Here is a 17,145-nt window from a genome sequence, read left to right as displayed (position 1 = left end):
TCGAGGCTTGATGGCCAAATGCCAATATCCTGCCGTGGATCAATATTGCCCTGCCATTTGCCCCTAGAGTCGAACGCCCTGCCGATTTCCCGAACAACAACGAGAGCCTCCGATGAAGTGCAATATGCCCGTTACCGGTCGCGAAGTGGATTACCCCGGCGACGCCAATATCCTTTCCACCACCGACCTGGACAGCCGCATCACCTACGCCAATGACGACTTCCTGCGGGTGAGTGGTTTCACCCGTGACGAGCTGTTGGGCCATGCCCACCATGTGGTGCGCCACCCGGACATGCCGCCCCAGGCCTTTGCCCAGATGTGGCAGGCGCCCAAGGCCGGGCGTTCGTGGATGGGGCTGGTGAAGAACCGTTGCAAGAACGGCGATCACTACTGGGTCAGTGCGTTCGTCTCGCCGATCAGCAGCGGCGGGCAGGCATTGGAGTACCAGTCGGTGCGGACCAAGCCCAGTGTCGAGCAGGTCGAGGCGGCCGAGCGCTGTTATGCGCGGTTGCGCGAGGGGCGGCGTGGTTGGCGCGAGCGGCGGCTACCGGTGCCGGGGCTGGCGACGCGGTTGTCGCTGGGCATCGCGGGGTTGTTGGCAGTGGTGCTGGGGGCCGGGCACTGGTGGCTTGAGCGCCCGCTGTTGGCGTCACTGGTGGAGATCGGTGTCGCGGCGGGCCTCAGCGCCGGGGTGATCCTGCTGTTGCTGCGCCCGCTCGAGCGCCTGCGCCGTCAGGCGCTGGCGATCGCCGACAATCCGTTGAGCCAGCAGCTGTACACCGGTCGCCGTGACGGCCTGGGCCAGATCGAGTTCGCCATGCGCATGCTCAAGGCGCAGCTGGGGGCGGTGGTGGGGCGTATCGGTGACACCTCTTCACGCCTGGCCGGGCACTCCGGGTCGCTGGTCGATGCGCTGCACAGCAGTCATGCCAACAGCCTGGAGCAGCAGAGCGAGGCCGACCAGGTGGCCACGGCGATCCACCAGATGAGCGCCAGTGTTGCCCAGGTCGCCAGCAGTGCGCAGATGGCGGCGATGGCCGCCGACCAGGCCGAGGATGAGACGCAGTCCGGCCATCAGTTGGTTGACCGTAACCGCTGCGCGATCCAGGATCTGGCCGGGTCGTTGGTGGAAGCCAGCGAAGTGATCCAGCAGTTGGAGAACCACAGCAGCGAGATCTCCGGGGTGCTCGATGTGATCCGCGGCATTGCCGAGCAGACCAACCTGCTGGCGCTCAATGCCGCCATCGAGGCGGCACGGGCCGGCGATCAGGGGCGCGGTTTCGCGGTGGTCGCCGACGAAGTGCGCGGCCTGGCCCAGCGCACCGCGCAGTCCACCCACGATATCCAGCGCATGATCGGCGCCCTGCAGGACGGCGCCCGCGCGGCGGTGCAGGTGATGCAGCAGAGCAGCGCCCATGCCGGGCACAGTGTCGAGCAGGCGCAACTGGCCAGCGACGCGCTGGACAGCATCAGCGTGCGGGTGAACCAGATCAACGAGATGAGCCTGCAGATCGCCGCGGCGGTGGAGCAGCAGAGCCAGGTGAGCGAGAACATCAACCGCAACATCATCAGCATCCGCCAGGCCAGCGAGGCGACGGTCAGTGTCGGGCAGCGCAGTCATAGCAGTGCCAGCGATGTGGCGGACCTGGCCAAGGACTTGCGGCGGCTGGCGGATGAGTTCTGGCGGCGGTGTCAGTAGGTAGGAACGGCTTTAGCCGCGATGCGGGTGGTGCCGTTTTGGCACCCGCTTCGCGGGTGATCGCGGCTGAAGCCGCTCCTACAGAGATCGCCTAGAAACCGATGAATGCGTAGTAGACCGGCGCTTCGCCGGTCACCTGCAAATGGTGATCCGTTAGCTCGGCGGCAATGACCTCGTCCTGGACATGTACCGCCCAGGGGGCATCGAGCGTCCGTGGCGCCTGTTCCAGCACCGCGGCAAACGCCGCCATATCCGGCAACCATGCGGTAAACCCATTGCCCTTCAACGCGCTGGTGGTCATCCCCAGCGCTTGGCAGATCGCCACTTTGGCGGCGATATCGTCCCGGTCCGCCTGGCGCGACGCATCGATCAGCGCCCGGAGCCCGGCATCCACCGGCAGGCTGCCATGGATCAGCGCCGGCCCTTGCTCCCAGGCCTCGGGCGGGCAGTCCTTGCTTTCCGGGCGTAGCGGCAGGTGCGGGTTGATCTCGGCGGGGTAGATCCGGCACACCAGCGGACGGGTGTCGTAGATGGTGCACAGGTCGTTGGCGTCGAGGTTGCGGCAGCGCCCTGGGTTGAAGGCGGCGAAGGTCACCGAAACACGCAGCTCGCTTGTGCCGCAACGCACAGGGTGGGACCGGCGCAACACATGTTCGCGTTGATCGGCCGGCATGCCGGGCCCATCGACGATGAAACCCTCGATCAACACGACCACCTGGCCACCTGAGGCGGCCCACTGATGTGATTCGGCAAGTGTCAGGGGAACATGGTGGCCGGTGCAGCATTTGCCGCAGCCGGTACAGGCGAAACGAATGCTGTCGCTCACGGCTTGCCGGCTTCCCACTCGGTCACGAACGCTTGCTGGCGCTGGCGATCGTACAGGCACAGCTCTGTGCCGGTGCGTTGTTGCATGTGCTTCTGTGGATAGGTGCCTTCGACCAGCAGCGCGCTGTAGCCGACCTGGTCGTCGAACTCGGCGGGCTTGCCCAGCACGTGGGCATCCTTGAACTGGCTGGCGGCCAGGCAGGCCTTGAGCATGTGCTGGCGCTGGTCGCTCCAGGCCTGGCTGCTCGAAGCATGGGCTACGCCGTTGAACAGGGCGTAAGCGAGCAGGAGAGAGCTGAGATATTTCATATGCGTACTGGCCATGAACATCTGAAGGGCGCGAATTATGCCCGAACATTCTCCTGCATCAAGTCAGGAAAGTCCTGACTTGATTTATCAGCGCTCCTCGAACACCACCGCCCGCGCCGCCGTCACCAGGCAATTGGTCAGCTCCGGCGAGGAGAACTTGGTGAGGATGGCGTTGGCTCCCGCCAGCTTGGCCTTGTCGCCGCTCATCGCGCTGTCCAGCGAGGTGTGCAGCAGGATGTACAGGTGCTGGAAGTCCGGCGTCTCGCGCAAGGTGCGGGTGAAGGCGAAGCCGTCCATCTCCGACATCTCGATGTCGGAGACGATGATGTTGATTTCCTTGTCGGTACCTTGCAGCTCCAGCAGCACGTTGATCGCATCCTTGGCGCTGCGCGCGGTGTGGCACTCGATACCCAGGTTGCGCAGGGTATGCACCGACTGTTGCAGCGCCACCTGGCTGTCGTCCACCACCAGGATGTTGGCGGCGGCCAGCAGGCTGGCGTCTTCTTCGCTGACTTCGCCCGGGTGCGGCTCGTGCGGCGGCGGGGCGATGCCGTGGATGACCTTTTCGATGTCCAGCACCTGCACCAGGGTGTTGTCGACCCGGGTCACGCCGGTGATGAACGAGCGGTTGCCGGAACCGAACGGCGGCGGCTTGATGTCGGTGCTCAGGCAATGGACGATGCGGCTCACCGCCTGCACGTGCAGGCCCTGGCGCGAACGGCTGATCTCGGTGACGATCAGGCAGCCGCCGTCCGGGTCGGCCAGGGGCATTTCGCCGATGGCGCGGGACAGGTCGATCACCGACAGCGAGTTGCCGCGCAGGGTGGCCACGCCTTTCACATGCGGGTGGGCCTCCGGCAGCTTGGTCAGCGGCGGGCAGGGGATGATCTCGCTGACCTTGAGCAGGTTGATTGCCATCAGCTTGCCGCTGCGCAGGGTGAACAGCAGCAGGGACAACGAGTCCGCGCGGGCTTTTTGCGTGGCCATGGGCAACCTTTGGTTCGAAATGGGGAGGATGCCGGGTTATCGGCTTTTTGGCGTCGGGCTTTAGCTTAGTTTGCGATTATGGAGTGCGCTTTGCGGCGGGTTCGCCGGCAAGCCGGCTCCTACCTGACCTGTAGGAACCGGCTTGCCGGCGAACAGATCCAATCAACGCAGCCCCAGACGCTTGGCCAACCGGCTCAGGTTAGCCCGGTCCAGCCCCAGCTCCCGTGCCGCCGCCGCCCAATTGTCCTGGTGGCGATGCAGGCACGCCTCGACGATCTGCCGTTGATAATCATCCACCGCCTCGCGCAGTCCGCCCTCGGGCAGGGGCGCGTCGATGGATGGCATCTCGGTATCGACAGCTACTGCGGGCACGACATTGCGCAGATCCAGGTCCGCCACCTCCAGCGTCAGTATCTTCGGCCGATGCCCGTGTTGCCCCAGCGCCTTCAGCGCCGAACGGCCGATCAGGTGCTCCAGCTCACGCACATTGCCCGGCCAGTCGTAAGCCAGCAGCGCGGCCTGGGCCTCGGTGGAAAGCCTCAGGCTTCCCAGCCCCAGGCGCGAACGGTTCTGCTCCAGGAAGTACCCGGCCAGCAACAGCACATCGCGGCCCCGCTCTCGCAGGGGCGGTACCTGCAGGGGATAGACGCTCAGTCGGTGATAGAAGTCGGCCCGGTAGTTGCCGTTGCGCACTTCTTCCGCCAGGTCGCGGTTGGTCGCGGCGATCAGGCGCACATCCACCTGATGCTCGCGGTCAGAGCCCAGCCGTTGCAACTGGCCGCTCTGCAGCACGCGCAACAGCTTGGCCTGTACGGCCAACGGCAATTCGCCGACTTCATCGAGGAACAGTGTGCCGCCGTTGGCCAGCTCGAACTTGCCGCGCCGTTCACCATGGGCCCCGGTGAAGGCACCACGCACATGGCCGAACAGCTCGCTTTCCACGAGGGTGTCGGGCAGCGCGGCGCAGTTCAGGCTGATCATCGGCTTGTCGGCGCGGTTGCTGGCGCTATGCAGTGCCTGGGCCACCAGCTCCTTGCCGACGCCGGTCTCGCCGGTGATCAGCACCGTCAGGTCGCTGCCGCCAACCAGGCGGATTTCCTCGACCAGGTGCTTGTGTGCCTTGCTCTGGCCGATCAGTTCCCTGCCCTGGCCGCTGGCCTGGCGGTACACCTCGGCGCGTTGGTGCTCGTCCTCGGCGCGTAGGGCCAGGTGCTCGATGCGCTCGGCCACGGTGACGGTGGCGGCGGCCAGGCTGGCGAAGGCTTGCAGGGCATCGAGTTCCAGGCTCTGGAACTGGCCGGGGGTAAGGGCGTCGAGGGTCAGCAGCCCCCAGGGGCGCTCGTCGACCATCAAAGGGCAACCCATGCAGTCGTGTACTTCGAGGTCGGCGTGGGGGGCGTTGACCAAGCCGTCGTAGGGGTCGGGCAACGGGCTGTCGCTGGCGAAGCGGGTCGGCTCCGGGCGGCTGAGCAGCGCCTGAAAGCGTGGGTGCTCGCTGACCCGGAAGCGCCGACCGAGGGTGTCCGCTGACAGCCCGTCGACCGCCAGCGGCACCAGCCACTCGCCATCCAGGCGCAGCAACGCCGCAGCGTCGCATGGCAGCAGGCCGCGCATGGCCTGGAGCAGACGGCGGTAGCGCTCCTGGTCGGGCAGGTCGCAGGACAGGTCGCTGACCAGGGGGAGGAGGGCGGTGAGCAGGGGTTTTGCAGTCATATGGACTCCTTTTGGTCGGAATGACTATACGCTTGGGTGTGTCTTTATGACACCCGTAATGCTCAAGGCCCTGAATTCATTGGCTTTTAAAGTTGGCACGATTGCTGAAACGATGAAAGCAACTATTCGAAGCCACAGGCTCAGGAGTCGCTGCAATGCTCAATGCCGAACAACGTGCAATCATCAAGGCCACTGTTCCCCTGCTGGAAAGCGGTGGCGAGGCGCTGACCACCCACTTCTACAAGCTGATGCTCAGCGAATACCCCGAAGTGCGCCCCCTGTTCAACCAGGCCCACCAGGCCAGTGGCGACCAGCCGCGTGCCCTGGCCAACGGCGTGCTGATGTACGCCAAGCACATCGACCAGCTTGAGCAGCTCGGTGGCCTGGTCGGGCAGATCATCAACAAACATGTGGCCTTGCAGATCCTGCCTGAGCACTACCCAATTGTTGGTGGCTGCCTGCTGCGCGCCATCGAGGAGGTGCTGGGCAAGGACATCGCAACCCCCGAAGTGATCGCCGCTTGGGCCGCCGCTTACGGGCAGTTGGCGGACATCCTCATCGGCGCTGAAGAGAGCCTGTACAAGCAGAAGGAAGAAGCCGCTGGCGGCTGGCGTGGTGCCCGCGCATTCCGTCTGGTGCGCCGCGAGCAGGAAAGCAGCGAGGTGGTCTCGTTCTACTTCGCCCCAGTGGACGGCAAGCCGGTCATCAAGGCCGAGCCCGGCCAGTACATCGGTCTGCAACTGTTCATCGGCGGTGCCGAGCAGCGTCGCAACTATTCCCTGTCGGCCCTGTGCGACGGGGAGCAGTACCGCATCAGCGTCAAGCGCGAGGCTGAAGGCAAGGTTTCCAACTACCTCCACGACGAACTGGTGCTGGGGGCGATGGTGCAGCTGTTCCCGCCTTCCGGTGACTTCACCCTGGCCGCCAGTGACAAGCCGCTGGTGCTGATCAGTGGTGGCGTGGGCATCACCCCGACCCTGGCCATGCTCGAAGCGGCGCTGAAGACCGAGCGGCCGGTGCACTTCATTCATTGCGCGCGCAATGGCGCGGTGCATGCGTTCCGTGACTGGGTCGACGGGCTGGCCGCGAAGCATCCGCAGCTCAAGCGCTTCTATTGCTACGCCGAGGACGACGGCAGCCGTGCTGCTGATGCGGTGGGCCTGCTGGACCAGGAGCTGCTGGCGCAGTGGATGCCGCGCGAGCGTGATGTCGATGCCTATTTCCTCGGGCCCAAGGGCTTCATGGCGGCGATCAAGCGCCAGCTCAAGGGGTTGGGGGTGCCGGAAGGGCAGAGCCGTTATGAGTTCTTCGGGCCGGCGGCGGCATTGGAGTAATTGGTAGCGCTTACTGACGGTTCGCCGGCAAGCCGGCTCCTACAGGTTGCGTAGGAGCCGGCTTGCCGGCGAACGGCACTTGATCCCAATCGCTGCGGTTCGGCGTTCTGTCGTAGCGCTTCCTGCCAGGCTCCCGACCGTGGGTAATCGAGAACGAAGCGGACGATAGCATTCGCATGGGGCGCTGCGGCCGAGCGCCGAACCGCAGCGATTGGGCCCAGCCTCCCTCTCTATATAAGGAAAGATGAAAGCCGCTACACCGGCCTTCATCTTTAATCCTCCTTTAATCACTGTATCCTTCACTCCCGAGTGTCGAGGGGCCTTGCCCTGTCCGGCGCTCGGGCCGCCGTGTTTTTCACGCTTGGCGGTTGAACCGAAACCGACCCGCTCGGTCCTAGGTCAACAGTGGATAGCCGCACGCCCCGCCTCGACACATTCAAAGGTCATCTCCAGCGTGTAGACTTGGCGCCCCCGGGCAGCCAACGCTGCCACTCTCCATCGAAGGAATCGGCAATGAACGAACTCACATCGCGCCTGAATCGGGAACGGCGCTTTCTGGTGCTCCTCGGCGTGATCTGCCTGGCGCTGATCGGCGGTGCCCTGTACATGCAGGTGGTGCTGGGCGAGGCCCCTTGCCCGCTGTGCATCCTGCAACGCTATGCGCTGCTGTTCATCGCGATCTTCGCCTTCATCGCCGCCGCCATGCCGGGGCGCAAAAGCCTGACCTTCTTCGAGGTATTGGTGGTGCTCAGCGCCATCGGTGGCATCGTTGCAGCCGGCAACCATGTGTATATACTCGCCAACCCGATGGTCAGCTGTGGCATAGACACGCTGCAACCGATCGTCGATGACCTGCCGCTGGCCAAGCTGTGGCCGCTGGCATTCCAGGTCGATGGCTTCTGCTCCACGCCGTACCCGCCGATCCTCGGGCTGTCGCTCGCCCAGTGGGCCCTGGTCGCCTTCGTGCTGACCACCGTGCTGGTGCCCCTGGGGATCTACCGCAACCGCCGTCGCGGTTAGACCAAAGTCCCTATTTGACCCAGGTCTATTGCAGGGCGCGAGAAGGCACAAACCCTGCCGAATGATTGACCAGGATCAAGCTCGGGACCTTGCGCAATGCGGGTTTCAGGGCTATTCGGCGGGGTGCGACAAACTGTCGCGAAGTTGATTTTTCGAGCGCTATTGTTGCAGATTCTGTAAAGGACTGTTGCTCAATAAGTCATAGTCAATGGGGGGCGACCTCACTACAATCGCCCCCAATTTCCGTTCGGCACTGCTTGCAAGTCGCAGGATTGAAGGAAGCCGCAGCGCTCCCTTTTGCTGACTTCGTCAAGTTTCGCCCAACGGCGATACCGGGCGGACCCCCCTCCGCGTTTTCCCGCACCAAATGGACTTGGTCTGAAGTACAGGCCTGTTGCCTACGAAACCATAAGCACCGTTGACACGCTTGGCGCCAAGATCCTGCAGTCGGATCCCGGGCAGGCGCGAGTACGGGCGCGAATTGCCGCACTTGGCAGGACGAAGTGTTGGCTACCAAAACACAAATTGCATTGAAGCAAGCTGATCTAGAGGTCGTGAGATGAGTAAAAAGCGTTACCCCAGACTGTTTGGCATATTGCCCTTTTTAGGCATGCTTTTACTCAGTGGGTGCAACTGGACCCTGCTCGACCCGAAGGGCCAGGTCGGCATTGAGCAGAAGAACCTGATCCTGATCGCCACCGGCCTGATGCTGCTGGTGGTCGTGCCCGTGATCATCATGACCCTGGCGTTCGCCTGGAAGTACCGTGCTTCCAACAAGGCCGCCACCTACACCCCCGACTGGTCGCACTCGACCAAGATCGAAGCCGCGGTGTGGATCATCCCGATCCTGATCATCATCGCCCTGGGTTACTTCACCTACCACTCCACCCACAAGCTGGACCCGTACCGTCCACTGGATTCCGACGTGAAGCCGGTGCAGATCGACGTGGTCGCGCTGGACTGGAAGTGGCTGTTCATCTACCCGGAGCAGGGTATCGCCACGGTCAACAAGATCGTCTTCCCGGCTAACACCCCGGTCAACTTCCGTGTCACTTCCGACGCCGTGATGAACTCGTTCTTCATCCCGGGCCTGGGTGGCCAGATCTACGCCATGGCTGGCATGACCACCAAACTGCACCTGATCGCCAACGAGAACGGTGAGTTCGACGGTATCTCCGCCAACTACAGCGGCGCCGGCTTCACCGGTATGAAATTCAAGGCTGTTGCCACCTCGCAAGCTGACTTCGATGCATGGGTCGCTGAAGTGAAGGCATCGCCGAAGAAACTGGACCAGGCCGAATATGACGCCTTGGCCAAAGCAAGCGAAAACAACCCAGTCGCGCTGTACAGCGAGGCCCAGGCTGACCAGTTCCAGCGCATCGTCGACAAGTACGAAGGCATGAACCGCGGTCGTCCGAGCCACGAAGAAGCAGGCAGCAAAGACCTGGCCACTACCAAGGGTGTGGAATCGAGTATGCAACCAGCTGCCGGTGCAGAGGAGTAAGAGATGTTCGGTAAATTAACTCTGGAGGCGATACCGTATCACGAGCCGATAGTCATGGTGACGCTTGCCATGATCGCGCTCGGTGGTATTGCCGTCGTTGGTGCCATCACCTATTTCCGCAAGTGGACCTACTTGTGGACCGAGTGGCTGACCACGGTCGACCACAAGAAAATCGGCGTGATGTACATCATCGTCGCTATGGTCATGCTGCTGCGCGGCTTCGCCGACGCCATCATGATGCGTACCCAGCTGGCCGCCGCCACCGGTGGCTCCGAAGGCTACCTGCCGCCTGAACACTATGACCAGATCTTCACCGCCCACGGTGTGATCATGATCATCTTCATGGCGATGCCGTTCTTCACCGGCCTGATGAACCTCGCGGTTCCGCTGCAGATCGGTGCACGTGACGTTGCCTTCCCGTTCCTGAACTCCCTGAGCTTCTACCTGCTGCTGGCAGGCGTGCTGCTGGTCAACATCTCGCTGGGCGTTGGTGAATTCGCCAAGACCGGCTGGGTTGCCTATCCGCCGCTCGCGGGTATCCAGTACAGCCCTGGGGTGGGTGTCGACTACTACATCTGGGCGCTACAGCTCTCAGGCTTGGGTACGACACTGACCGGCGTGAACTTCCTCGTCACCGTGATGAAGATGCGCGCCCCTGGCATGAAGCTGATGGACATGCCGATCTTCACCTGGACCTGCACCTGGGCCAACGTGCTGATCGTCGCTTCGTTCCCGATCCTGACCGCCGCACTCGCCCTGCTGACCGTTGACCGTTATCTGGACTTCCACATCTTCACCAACGAGCTTGGTGGGAACCCGATGATGTACGTCAACCTGTTCTGGGCATGGGGTCACCCTGAGGTCTACATCCTGATCCTGCCGGCCTTCGGCGTGTTCTCGGAAGTCACCTCGACCTTCGCAGGCAAGCGCCTGTTCGGTCACCACTCGATGATCTACGCATCGGGCGCGATCGCCATCCTCGGCTTCGCGGTCTGGCTGCACCACTTCTTCACCATGGGTGCCGGCGCCAGCGTCAACACCTTCTTCGGCCTGGCGACGATGCTGATCTCCATTCCGACCGGTGTGAAGCTGTTCAACTGGCTGTTCACCATCTACCAGGGCCGTCTGCGCTTCACCGCGCCGATCATGTGGACCCTGGGCTTCATGGTCACCTTCTCCATCGGTGGCATGACCGGCGTTCTGCTGGCTGTTCCAGGTGCCGACTTCGTTCTGCACAACAGCCTGTTCGTGATCGCCCACTTCCACAACGTGATCATCGGTGGCGCGGTATTCGGCTACATCGCCGGCTTCGCCTTCTGGTTCCCGAAAGCCTTCGGTTTCACCCTGAACGAGAAGTGGGGCAAGGCTGCCTTCTGGTTCTGGATCTCCGGCTTCTACGTTGCGTTCATGCCGCTGTACGCCCTGGGCTTCATGGGCATGACCCGTCGTCTGAACCACTCCGACAACCCACTGTGGGAACCCTACCTGTACGTGGCCGTCGTCGGCGCCGTGCTGATCCTGTTCGGTATCGCCTGCCAGCTGATCCAGATCTACGTCTCGGTTCGCGATCGCAAGGACAACATGGACGTCACTGGCGACCCATGGGGCGGCCGTACCCTGGAATGGTCGACTTCGTCGCCACCTCCGTTCTACAACTTCGCTCACATGCCTGAGCATGTAGGCCTGGACGCCTGGCACGAAGCCAAGCAAGCCGGTGCCGCGTACAAAGCTCCGGCCAAGTACGAAGCGATCCACATGCCAAGCAACACCTCGACCGGTCTGTTCATGGGCCTGCTGTTGACCGTGTTCGGCTTCGCCTTCATCTGGCACATCTGGTGGCTGGTGGGTGCGAGCCTGGTTGCGACCATCGCTGTCTTCGTTCGCCACGCCGCGCGTGACGACCAGGGCTACATGGTCCCGGCCGAAGAAGTAGCGCGCATCGAAGGCGAGCGCATGAAGGCGCTGGCCCAGGCTGGTGCACTGCCTGCCGGCGGCGCACGTGTCGAATCGTTTGAACGGGTGTAATCAATGTCCAGTCAAGTAATGCACGGTGCTGCTCATGGTCACGACCATGGGCATGATGACCACCACCACGACTCGGGCCAGATGACCGTCCTCGGTTTCTGGCTGTACCTGATGACCGACTGCATCCTGTTTGCGTCGCTCTTCGCCACCTACGCGGTGCTGTCCGGCGGTTTCGCCGGCGGCCCGTCGGGTCATGACATCTTCCAGCTCGACTTCGTGCTGGTAGAAACCGCGTTCCTGCTGCTGTCCTCGATCACCTTCGGCTTCGCCATGCTGAAGATGTTCGACGGCAAGAAGGCAGGCGTACTGGGCTGGTTGGCTGTGACCTTCCTGTTCGGTGCCGGCTTCATCGCGATGGAAATCTATGAGTTCCATCACCTGATCGCCGAAGGCTTCGGCCCGCAGCGCAGTGGCTTCCTGTCGGCGTTCTTCGCCCTGGTAGGTACCCACGGTCTGCACGTGACCGCCGGCCTGATCTGGATGGCGATCATGATGTATCAGATCAACAAGCACGGCATCACGCCGACCGCCAAGACCCGCATGAGCTGCCTGAGCCTGTTCTGGCACTTCCTGGACGTGGTCTGGATCTGCGTGTTCACCGTCGTCTACCTGCTGGGAGTTCTGTAATGGCTAGCGCACACGACACTCATCACGAGGGTAACCACGGTAGCGTGAAGTCGTACATGATCGGCTTCGTGCTCTCGATCATCCTGACCGCGATCCCGTTCGGCCTGGTGATGTTCCCGAGCCTGCCGAAGAACCTGACCGTCCTGATCGTGGTGGCCATGGCCGTCATCCAGGTGGTGGTGCACCTCGTGTACTTCCTGCACATGGACCGCTCGAAAGAGCAACGCTCCAACGTGTCGACGTTCCTGTTCACTGTTCTGGTAATCGCGCTGCTGGTCGGCCTGTCGCTGTGGATCATGTTCAGCATCCACTTCGAAATGCTGGCCAAGTGAGGTAAGACTGCATGTCCGTTAAGCACTTTATCCAAATCACCAAACCGGGGATCATTTTCGGTAACGTGCTTTCCGTGGCAGGCGGTTTCTTCCTTGCCTCGAAGGGCCATGTGGACTTCGCCCTGTTCCTGGCGGTGGTGATCGGTACTTCCCTGGTGGTCGCGTCCGGATGCGTGTTCAACAACTGCATCGACCGTGACATCGACCACAAGATGGAGCGCACCAAGAACCGCGTCATGGTGCAGGGCGGCATGTCGCTGCCCCTCGCGCTGGCCTACGCCACCCTGCTCGGGGTGGCCGGCTTCAGCTTGCTGTATGTCCAGGCCAACCCGCTGGCGGCGTTCTGCGCGCTGGTCGGCTTCGTCGTCTACGTCGGCTTCTACAGCCTCTGGCTGAAGCGCAAATCGGTGCACGGCACCTTGGTTGGCAGCCTGTCCGGTGCCATGCCTCCGGTGATCGGCTACTGCGCCGTGAGCAACAGCTTCGACCTGGCGGCGGTGACGCTGCTGGTGATGTTCAGCCTGTGGCAGATGCCGCACAGCTTCGCGATCGCGATCTTCCGCTTCAAGGATTACAGCGCCGCCAACATTCCGGTCCTGCCGGTGGCGCGCGGTATCCTGGCGGCGAAGAAGCAGATCGTGCTGTACGTGCTGGCCTTCGTCCTCGCCACCCTCATGCTGACCCTGGGCGGCTACGCTGGCCTGGGTTACCTCGCCGTGGCGGCTGCCATGGGCCTGTACTGGTTGTACATGGCCTGGGGTGGCTACAAGGCCGAGGACGACAGCAAGTGGGCGCGCAAGGTGTTCGGCTTCTCCATCCTCACCGTCACCGCCCTGAGCGTGATGATGTCGGTGGACAGCCAGACCGCGGCCGATGTGCTGATGACCTACGCTCGCTGACAGCTGCCTGAACCGTAAAAACGCCCCTGCTTGCAGGGGCGTTTTTTTTTGTGCTGGAAAATACATAACTATCCAGTTGACAGGGTCACGCACTTTGCAGGATTTTATCCGCCGCAGGTCAGGACGACCTGGCGGCCGTGGTTTGGCCGTATCCCCTTCCGACAAAGGACTGTACCGTGACCGAATCGAGCCTCGCTCTCTCGGCGGGTGGCGTGTTGCCGCGCCAACGCCTTCTCGCTGCGCCCACCGACACCGCACTCGCTATTCTTGAATGCCTGTTCCGCCGCCGCAGCCTGGCCCCCGGGCAGGACCCTGCGCTGGATGAGGCCGCCCTGGCACCGCACCTGCCCAAGGTGTTGGCCGCGCTCGAACAGGGCCTGCCGATCGAAATGGTGCTGCCGGCGTTCCCCGGCAAGTCGCCGAACCGCCAGAAGACCCTCGGCCCATTGCCCGACCTTGCCGAGCACCACGCCATCGACGAGCTGCACAGGTTGTGCGAAGAGATCCGCGCGCTGCACGCACCGGGCGCGGTAATTCATATCTGTTCGGACGGCTATGTGTTCTCCGACCTGGTGCGCGTGCCCGATGCCCATGTCCAGGCCTACACCGATGACATCCAGCGTTATGCCCACCAGCACTACCCCGGCAGCTTCACCCTGTTCGACCTGAAGGACGCGTACCCGCATCTGGGTTGCCTGGATTCGATGCGCGAAGAGCTGATGATCGAGCACGGCCAGTCGCTGCGGGTGTTGCAGCAGCGCTTCGAAGCCGAAGACCACATGATGTTGATGTACTGCGGTATCCACCGTTTCCTGTCGGAGGACTATGCCGGCCTGGCGGATTTCGCCGGCATGAGCATGAACGCGGTAAAGAAGGTGGCCAAGCCCGCGTCGCAGCGGGTGATCCAGCGCAGCGAAGCGTGGAGCGCCTTGCTGGAGGCTCGCTACCCCCAGTGCCTGCGTCTGTCGATCCACCCGCAACTGGCGGTGTCCGCCAAGATTGGCATCCGCCTGGTGCCGACCAGCGACCTGTGGCGCACCCCTTGGCATTCGGTGGCGATCAAGCGTCGTGGCGTTGTGACGCTGGAGCGCCGCAGCAATGTCGACGAGCGCTACAGCCGTCTTGTATTCAGCCGCGGCCGGCCGTGCCACTACGCCAGTGTGCAGTGATGGAACGACTGGCTGATGTGCGTGCGGTGCTGTTCGACCTGGACGGTACCCTGGTAGACACCTTGCCCGATATCGCCTGGTGCCTGAACCATGTTCTGGGCCAGCACCGGCTGCCCCAGCTGGCGGTCGAGTCCGTGCGTACCCTGGTGGGTGGCGGCGTGGCCGCAATGATCGAGCGGGTCGCGCAGGCGCACGGCGTAGCTGACGCCCGGCACCTGCAAGCAGCCTACAGCGCCTGCTATCGCCAGCACCTGGTCAGGTTGTCGCGGCCTTACGCGGGTGTCGAGCAACTGCTCGACGCCCTTGGCGCGCGCGGCCTGCCCATGGCGGTGGTGACCAACAAGGCCCATGCGCTGGCATTGGACGTGGTTGAGCACCTGTTGCCGGCGAATGCCTTCGCCGTGGTCCTTGGCCATAAAGCGGGGCAGCGGCTCAAGCCCGCGCCGGATGCCGCCCTGCAAGCTGCTGAGCGGCTTGGCGTGGCGCCTGAGCATTGCCTGTTCGTCGGTGACACGGCGTTCGACCTGCTCACCGCGCAGGCTGCCGGTATGCCCGTGGCGGCGGCAGGCTGGGGCTATGGCGAGCCTGGCGTGCTGCGCGATCACAATCCGCAGCTGTACTGCGAACACCCCCATCAGTTGCTCGCGGCCTTGTGCCCGGCAGCTGTGCAACCCCCGCGAGCCGAATTGACAGGTTCGCTGTAGCTTCCACTCAAGGACGACAAGAAGATGCAAGACAAAGACAGCTGGGTCTCGGCCGTCAGCCAGGTGCTGGACGGTTATCTGCTCAAGGCCGAGGGTGATCGCTTCGCCGACACCGGCAAGGCGCACCTGGCCAGGGACCTGGTACGTTGCTTCGAGCGCGGTGAACCTGTGCGCCTGGTGCTGCCGGGCTTCCCTTGCAAGTCGCCGAACGACCGCGACAAGACCTTTGGCGTGTTGCCGGACTTCGGCGAGGTGATGGCCATCGAACGCCTCGACCGTCTTGGTCAGGAGATCGCGGCCCTGCACATGCCGGGCTGCGAGATCGTCATCCTCAGCGATGGCACCACCTTCAACGACATCGTCGGTGTGCCTGACGACGTGCGCCGGCAGTATAACCAGGCGTTGCGCACCCTGTGCGTCACTCACTGCATTCGCTGGGTGAGCATGGAAGACCTGTTCCCCCAGGCCAGCAGCCCGGAAGCGTTGCGTGCGACCCTGGTCAAGCAGGCCCGCCTGCCCTGGAAGCACGTCGAGGCGTTGATCGAACAGTGCCAGCAGGATGAAAACCTGGCCCGCAGCCACGACAAACTGTGCAGCCACCTCTACAACGACCTGCGCCTGTGCCGCCAGCCGGGGCAGGACGAGGACGAGCACCTGCGCCAGATCAGCCACAAGGCCTACCAGATGATGCTGCGTGGGCAGGCCCTCAATGCCGCAGTCGATCGTTTCTTCCCCGAACACATTCGCTTGTCCGTACACCAGTACGACAACGCCGGGCCCAAGTTCACCCTGGCCTTGGCCGACGGCCTGAGCCACGTGGCCAGCCCCTGGCATGCGGTACCGGTGCGCCAGCTCGATGGCGGCCAGTCCTTGCGCGGCCGCGCCGAGATCGACGGCAGCCGGCATGTGCAGGTGACCTGGCAGGGGCGGCCATGGCTGCTTCACGAAACCCAGGGCGAAGCGCTGCAAGGCTATCGCTTCGAATTGCAGAAGCTGCCGCTGTTCGGCCTGGTGGTCAGCGACCCCATGGGGCTGGGCTTCGAGCGGCTGTCCACCGAGACCTTGCAAGCGCTGGTGCGCAGTTTCGGCTTCGTCTGCCTGAGGGGCTGCGAGTACGCCGACCAGGCCAGCTTCGCCGCCGACTGCGCGCGCTTCGGCACCATCTACCGTTGGGCCTTCGGCGAAGTGCACGTGGTCAAGCCGGCCGACCAGCCGCAGGGAGTGGTGCACTCACTGGAGAAGACGCCGTTGCACTGGGACCTCAACCTGCTGCCCGACAGCGACCCGTTGGTGCAGCGCGACCCCAAGTTCTGCGCCCACACCTTCATGCTCTACTGCAAGACGCCGCCGCAGCCCGGGGAAGGGCAGACCACCATCGTCGACAGCCGCAACGCCCTGGCCAAGGTCGGCCTGCGGACCGCCCGGCAGTGGCAGGGCATCGACATCACCTACTACACGCGCATGACCTATTTCGGCGGCTCACCGCGTTCTTATCCGCTGGTGGACCGCGATCCTCGCAGTGGCGAGCCGGTGTTGCGTTACCAGGAAGGGTGCGAGTCGTCGCTGCAGACCCTGGAGCAGCGCGTGGAGGGGGGTGACGAGGTCTTCCAGCGCGAGCTGATCGAGCAACTGGACGGGCTGGTCTACGACCCGCATTGCCTGATCGCCCATGAATGGGCGGCGGGTGACCTGGTGCTGATCGACAACTACCAGACCTTGCACGGGCGCCTGCCCATGAGCCCGGCCTCGGCGTCGCGTGAGCTGTGGCGGGTGCAGGTGTATTGAGCACTGGTCGTTGTAGGAGCGGCCTTGCGCCGCGAAAGGGCCGCAAAGCGGCCCCACGGTGTATGCAACACCCCAGAATGTTGGGGCTGCTGCGCAGCCCTTTCGCGGCGCAAGGCCGCTCCTACAGGGATAATTGTGGTTCTGAATTTGTGTATTTTTCAAATGATGCGCCTGAAAAATTCTAATAAAACAGAAAATTATCCTTTGCGAAAT

Annotated in this window: 15 protein-coding genes and 1 pseudogene; 12 read left to right on the top strand and 4 right to left on the bottom strand. The window is 63.2% G+C overall.

Going from position 1 to position 17,145, the window contains the following annotated elements:
• Window positions 1–112: 112 nt before the first annotated feature.
• Both NGM28_RS28950 and NGM28_RS11610 read left to right on the top strand, forming a co-directional pair.
• Window positions 113–394 (top strand): annotated as a pseudogene (locus NGM28_RS28950) (PAS domain-containing protein); the annotation flags it as partial.
• 246 nt (window positions 395–640) lie between these two features.
• The gene (locus NGM28_RS11610; RefSeq protein WP_502943847.1) at window positions 641–1,699 is read left to right on the top strand and encodes a methyl-accepting chemotaxis protein; all 1,059 of its coding nucleotides are present in this window, start codon (window positions 641–643) and stop codon (window positions 1,697–1,699) included.
• Window positions 1,700–1,790: 91 nt separating this feature from the next.
• On the opposite strand, the gene NGM28_RS11605 is transcribed toward NGM28_RS11610, so the two are convergent.
• From NGM28_RS11605 to norR, 4 genes are all read right to left on the bottom strand, one after another.
• Window positions 1,791–2,525, bottom strand: a complete 735-nt coding sequence (locus NGM28_RS11605) for a YkgJ family cysteine cluster protein (protein WP_252090215.1) — start codon at window positions 2,523–2,525, stop codon at window positions 1,791–1,793.
• Window positions 2,522–2,833, bottom strand: coding sequence for a hypothetical protein (locus NGM28_RS11600; protein ID WP_240066777.1), 312 nt, complete (start codon window positions 2,831–2,833; stop codon window positions 2,522–2,524). Before NGM28_RS11600 ends, NGM28_RS11605 begins: the two co-directional genes overlap by 4 nt.
• Window positions 2,834–2,920: 87 nt before the next feature.
• Entirely contained in the window at window positions 2,921–3,820 is a 900-nt protein-coding gene (locus NGM28_RS11595; RefSeq protein ID WP_213659641.1) for a chemotaxis protein, read from the bottom strand.
• Window positions 3,821–3,982: 162 nt separating this feature from the next.
• A complete protein-coding gene (gene norR / locus NGM28_RS11590; protein ID WP_252090213.1) occupies window positions 3,983–5,533 on the bottom strand; it encodes a nitric oxide reductase transcriptional regulator NorR in 1,551 nt (516 codons plus the stop codon).
• Between the two features lie 155 nt (window positions 5,534–5,688).
• Between norR and hmpA the strand changes: the two genes are divergently transcribed.
• From hmpA to NGM28_RS11540, 10 genes are all read left to right on the top strand, one after another.
• The gene (gene hmpA, locus NGM28_RS11585; protein ID WP_252090211.1) at window positions 5,689–6,867 is read left to right on the top strand and encodes an NO-inducible flavohemoprotein; all 1,179 of its coding nucleotides are present in this window, start codon (window positions 5,689–5,691) and stop codon (window positions 6,865–6,867) included.
• 513 nt (window positions 6,868–7,380) lie between these two features.
• Window positions 7,381–7,887, top strand: a complete 507-nt coding sequence (locus NGM28_RS11580) for a disulfide bond formation protein B (protein ID WP_011532285.1) — start codon at window positions 7,381–7,383, stop codon at window positions 7,885–7,887.
• Window positions 7,888–8,446: 559 nt separating this feature from the next.
• A complete protein-coding gene (gene cyoA, locus NGM28_RS11575) occupies window positions 8,447–9,391 on the top strand; it encodes a ubiquinol oxidase subunit II (RefSeq protein ID WP_213659645.1) in 945 nt (314 codons plus the stop codon).
• A 3-nt stretch (window positions 9,392–9,394) separates the two neighbouring features.
• Window positions 9,395–11,416, top strand: coding sequence for a cytochrome o ubiquinol oxidase subunit I (gene cyoB / locus NGM28_RS11570; RefSeq protein WP_213659646.1), 2,022 nt, complete (start codon window positions 9,395–9,397; stop codon window positions 11,414–11,416).
• A gap of 3 nt (window positions 11,417–11,419) precedes the next feature.
• Entirely contained in the window at window positions 11,420–12,043 is a 624-nt protein-coding gene (gene cyoC, locus NGM28_RS11565) for a cytochrome o ubiquinol oxidase subunit III (protein ID WP_240066774.1), read from the top strand.
• Window positions 12,043–12,375: a cytochrome o ubiquinol oxidase subunit IV gene (gene cyoD / locus NGM28_RS11560; protein WP_186658833.1), complete on the top strand. Its 333-nt coding sequence runs from the start codon at window positions 12,043–12,045 to the stop codon at window positions 12,373–12,375. The genes cyoC and cyoD overlap by 1 nt, the downstream gene beginning before the upstream one ends.
• Window positions 12,376–12,386: 11 nt before the next feature.
• Window positions 12,387–13,274: a heme o synthase gene (gene cyoE, locus NGM28_RS11555; protein WP_240066773.1), complete on the top strand. Its 888-nt coding sequence runs from the start codon at window positions 12,387–12,389 to the stop codon at window positions 13,272–13,274.
• Between the two features lie 176 nt (window positions 13,275–13,450).
• A complete protein-coding gene (locus NGM28_RS11550; RefSeq protein WP_240066772.1) occupies window positions 13,451–14,443 on the top strand; it encodes an L-tyrosine/L-tryptophan isonitrile synthase family protein in 993 nt (330 codons plus the stop codon).
• Window positions 14,443–15,147 carry an HAD family hydrolase gene (locus tag NGM28_RS11545; RefSeq protein WP_240066771.1) on the top strand — a complete coding sequence of 235 codons (705 nt, stop codon included), beginning with the start codon at window positions 14,443–14,445 and terminating at the stop codon, window positions 15,145–15,147. The genes NGM28_RS11550 and NGM28_RS11545 overlap by 1 nt, the downstream gene beginning before the upstream one ends.
• A gap of 24 nt (window positions 15,148–15,171) precedes the next feature.
• The gene (locus tag NGM28_RS11540) at window positions 15,172–16,932 is read left to right on the top strand and encodes an isocyanide synthase family protein (protein ID WP_252090209.1); all 1,761 of its coding nucleotides are present in this window, start codon (window positions 15,172–15,174) and stop codon (window positions 16,930–16,932) included.
• The last annotated feature ends 213 nt before the right edge of the window (window positions 16,933–17,145 follow it).

It is taken from the genome of Pseudomonas sp. MWU13-3659, from assembly GCF_023757525.1.
Classification (GTDB): domain Bacteria; phylum Pseudomonadota; class Gammaproteobacteria; order Pseudomonadales; family Pseudomonadaceae; genus Aquipseudomonas; species Aquipseudomonas entomophila_E.
The sequence above is the reverse complement of the archived record's forward strand: the minus strand, read 5'-3'. Positions and strand labels throughout refer to the sequence as shown.